1 protein-coding gene and 1 pseudogene are annotated in these 4,426 nt (G+C 58.3%); one reads left to right on the top strand and one right to left on the bottom strand.

Annotated elements, in window-relative coordinates; translation table 11 throughout:
• Positions 1-49 precede the first annotated feature (49 nt).
• Positions 50-3,835 carry a DUF3320 domain-containing protein gene (locus ACEW8Q_RS03835; protein WP_373502732.1) on the top strand — a complete coding sequence of 1,262 codons (3,786 nt, stop codon included), beginning with the start codon at positions 50-52 and terminating at the stop codon, positions 3,833-3,835.
• A gap of 93 nt (positions 3,836-3,928) precedes the next feature.
• On the opposite strand, the pseudogene ACEW8Q_RS03840 reads toward ACEW8Q_RS03835, so the two are convergent.
• Positions 3,929-4,426 (bottom strand): annotated as a pseudogene (locus tag ACEW8Q_RS03840) (DUF2793 domain-containing protein); the annotation flags it as partial.

Below are 4,426 nucleotides of genomic sequence, written 5' to 3' on the forward strand. Positions count from 1 at the left end.
TGCCCATAATATCGCTCTGGGGCGCAAAGTCCTCTTTGTCTCGGAAAAGATGGCCGCGCTTGAAGTTGTCTATAAGCGCTTGGTTGCTGCTGGCCTCGGCGATTTCTGTTTGGAGCTTCATTCGAGCAAGGCAAATAAACGGGCCGTACTTGATCAGCTGGATGCGGCTTGGAAGCGACGCGGCGAGCACAGCCCGGCCGAGTGGAATAAGACGGCATCCCGTCTCGCCGATTTGCGTGGCCGATTGAACGGACTGGTCGATGCGCTGCACCGACCCGGCCCCGCAGGCATCAGCCCAAGGGATGCGATCGGTCGCAGCCTGCGTTACGGCGACCTGCATCGGGTAGAGCTGGACTGGCCCAAGAATCAGGGACCGGTCGGCCTCGCGCCGGACGCTGAAGCATTTGCAGACCTGTGTGAAGTCGCCAAGCGCTTAGGCCAGCGCTTCAGTCAGATTGAACCCGAGGACATGGATGCCTTCCCCGCAGTCCTTCATGGGGAGTGGTCTTTCGCATGGCAGTCAAAACTGATTGCTTCTGCGCGCAGGCTCGGCGGTGCATCACAGGATCTGCTATCGGCGCGGATTGATCTCATCGGACAGCTCGGGCTTGATGAATCGACGGCGACACTGGGGGAAGCGCGGGCTTTGTCGGGTCTCGTTGGACTGCTGCCGGATTGCGAACGTGCCAACCTTGGCTTCGCCCTGACAGCCGAGACGAGAGAAACGCTTGCAAAGCTTCGGGCCTTGATTCCAGCGCTTGCCGCTTATCGACAAAGGCGCGGATCACTGTCGGCCGCATACGCCGAAGAAAAAATTGCTGTTCAGACACTTCAGAGGTGGATTGCAGAACGCGTGGAAGCAGAAGGAAAAAGTTTCCTTTTCAAGGGAGGCGCCGTCAAAAAGCTCCGAACTGCAATTTGGGATGCCTTCGGCCTGACCGCGACGCAGGTCCCTGAACCGGAACGAGATCTCGAAGCACTCGCCGACTTGAAAACGCTTCAGGAACAGCTCACGCAGCTTGAGGATGGGCTTCCCGCTGGCACTCCTTGGCGGGGCCTAAAAACAGACGTTGCTGTTCTTGAAAGGGACTTAGCTGCCGCGGAAGGTCTGCGATCGGCCGTTCAACGCCTGGCAGGTGAAGGGCGCGATTTCATCACCTTGCGTGGAACTTTGAGCCGCAAGCTCTGCGACGGCAGGGATATGCTGGAACCAGGCAGCGTTATGGATCGAGCCGCGCGCAGGTTCGTTGCCGCCCTTGCCGAGTTTGAGACTGCTTCGTCCGACTTCCGTGAACTGTCGGGTGCTCCGTCGGTCATGCCTGAAGAGCAACAGATTGCGCCACTGACCCAAGTCACCGCCCAATTGGTCGCGCGCGAACGCCGACTGAACCCGTGGTGTGGATGGATCATGGTCAAGCGCGAGGCGGAAGCCAAAGGTCTCGCAACCCTCGTCACAGGGCTGGAATCTGGGTTGATCAGGCATGATCAGGTCGTTGATGGCCTGCGGACGGCTTACTGCCGCTGGGTCGCGCCAGAGCTGATCGACGTTCGTCCGGAACTGAACAGATTCTCAGCTGTCGAACACTCCGACTTGATCCAGACCTTTCGAAGGCTGGATGAAGAAATGTCTGCAATGACAGCTGATTACATACGCGCCAAACTATCAGGAGCTGTACCGGGGCGGAATGAACTCACTGCTGATCAGGGGTTCGGGGTTCTTTCGAGGCAGCTGCAACGCACGATTGGCCACATGCCTGTTCGTCAGTTGGTGGGTGAAATGGGACAAGCGCTCGCTGCCCTTACCCCTTGCATGTTGATGAGCCCACTTTCTGTTGCGCAATTCCTCCCAGCCGATACGTCGCTCTTTGATCTCGTGGTGTTTGACGAGGCAAGTCAGATCACAGTACCAGACGTGATCGGTGCAATCGCGCGGGGGCGTCGGTGCATCGTCGTAGGCGATCCGCGTCAGATGCCGCCCACGCGTTTCTTCGACAAGGCTCCCGGAAGTGACGATGCAGGCGACAGCGATACCGAACCGGACTTGGACAGCATTCTGGATGAAGCTCTCGCGGCAAGGGTTCCCTTGCACCGCCTGACTGGTCACTACCGCAGCAGACACGAAAGCCTGATCGCTTTTTCAAACCACGCCTACTACAAGGGTGAACTCGTCACCTTTCCATCAGCAGATACGCGTGACACCGCTGTCGTGTTGCACAAGGTGGACGGCATCTACGCGCGGGGTAAAGGCCGGACAAATCAGATTGAGGCGCAAGCAGTTGTTAATGCTGCGATAAAGCTCTTGTCGGACCCGACACGCAACGAACTGTCGCTTGGCATTGTGACAATGAACTCTGAACAGCAGCGGCTGATCGAGGACTTGCTTGATTCAGAGCGGAGAAAGCGGCCTGACCTCGAGCGTTTCTTCAACCACCATGCGCGCGAGCCGGTGTTTATCAAGAACCTCGAGACAGTGCAGGGCGACCAGCGCGACGTCATCATGATTTCCGTCTGCTATGGGCCAACGGAACCGGGTGCCGCGACCATGTCGATGAGTTTCGGCCCGCTTAATCGAAAAGGTGGTGAACGACGTCTCAACGTGGCGATCACTCGTGCGACCAGCGAAGTGATGGTCTTCACAAGTTTCGACCCGTCCATGATTGATCTCACGCGCACTCAGGCCGAAGCGGTTCGCGATTTGAAGCACTACCTTGAGTTTGCTGCGCAAGGTCCATCTGCGCTGGGAGCCGCAATCCGGTCGATGGCGATAAATGATTACGACTCCGATTTCGAAATGTCAGTGGCGGAAGGGCTGCGCCGGTTCGGCTGGATAATTCGGACACAGATTGGTGTATCCAAGTTCCGAATTGATCTCGGCGTGATCCACCCGGACGCGCCAGGCAAGTTCTTGGCGGGCGTCGAGTGTGACGGTGCAACCTACCATAGTTCGCCCTCGGCGCGAGATCGCGATCGGGTAAGGCACATCATTCTCGAGCGCCTTGGCTGGCAACTGCTTCGAATTTGGTCGACGGACTGGTTCATCGACCCTGAGGCACGCCTTCAGAAACTGAATGACGATCTACTCGCCCTCCTCGAAGAAGACCGGCGAATTGCGGCCGAACGGGAGGCAAATTCCGTCGTGCAAGACGAAGCTACTGATCTGCCCGAGGTGGCCGAGTGGGTTGATGATGCCAGTGATGAGGATGACGCAGTTGAAGTGGTTCTGCCGGAACCTGTAATGCTTCCGGCAGCAGCTTCCACACCAGTCATCGATTTCGGTGCTCGCGCAGCACGTGCTGTCGTCCCGGTGGTGCAAGAAGTGCAGCCAATGTTGGACATCACGGTAGAACAGGCACCTCTTTCGGTCGACGCATCTCGTTTCCATGAGCCGAGCTACCGGACAACAATACGGCAGCTTGCACTTGCGCACATTGCGGCTGAAGCACCCATCACCTATAAAAGGCTGAGTGATCTGATTGCACGCCAACATGGCTTTCAGCGGACAGGCAGTCAAATCTCGTCGACGGTCTGGGAGGCGATCAAGAACATTCCCAATTGCACCAGAGTCTCTGACGGGCACACTGTTTATTGGCCGCCGGATGGCCAACCTCAGGGTCTTGTTCCCTTCCGTGGACTTCAGGTGGATGGGCGTGACCGGCTCTGGAAGGAGGTGCCGTTGCCAGAAAGACTGGGCTTGGTTTCGACATTGAAAGGCGAAAACCCATTGGATTTGCCTCGTTCGGTTGCTGAAGCGATTGGTTACGGCAGGCTCACCCAGTCGTTCCGCGATGAGATTGCTGAACTCGAGAGATTGTTGGAGGCACCTACCAATAATTGAAAATGCTCGGTGCTCAGAATTTCTCGCAGGGCTCGAGGTGGTAATGTTTGTGTAATGCTGGGCGATTGAAACGTTGCAACCATGACGAGAACGTCAGTAATCGGTCTCAACGTACACCCCCGAGCAGTCGTAGGCGACCGCCGCTGCTGTTGCGCCGTTATTCATGAACAGCCTCGGTGACAGGAACTGCGTGTTGGCGGGCAGGTCGGCGGTGACCTCCTGCTCGAACACCGCGCCCGAAACCTCTTCGACCACCCGAACCCAGACCGAGCTGCCATTGGGCGGTGCCGCGATGTAGAGGGTCAGCACCCCTCCCGTCGCGATGCCGAAGGGCGCCCCCATGTCGGTGAGCGTCGGCGCGCCGGTGCCGTCGTTTGCGACCAGCTGCCAGCGAGTGTGGGTGCCGCGTTGGAAGCCGATGCCGATGCAGTTGATGGCGGCGGCCAGCGCCAGCGTGGTGGCGAGCGCGGCGGTCGATCCGTAAAGCCCGAAGAAGCCCATGCCGGTTACCTGCAGCGTCGTCAGCGAAATCCGCGTCACGAAGGTCCAGCCGCCCAGTCCAGCGGCATTGCCGCGCCAGCAGGCCCAACC

This window comes from Aestuariivirga sp., assembly GCF_041738905.1.
Taxonomy (GTDB): domain Bacteria; phylum Pseudomonadota; class Alphaproteobacteria; order Rhizobiales; family Aestuariivirgaceae; genus Aestuariivirga.

What these genes read in the sequence shown, in the direction of transcription:
- ACEW8Q_RS03835 (WP_373502732.1), top strand. Translation starts at nt 50, where the DNA reads ATGGCCGCGCTTGAAGTTGTCTATAAGCGCTTGGTTGCTGCTGGCCTC.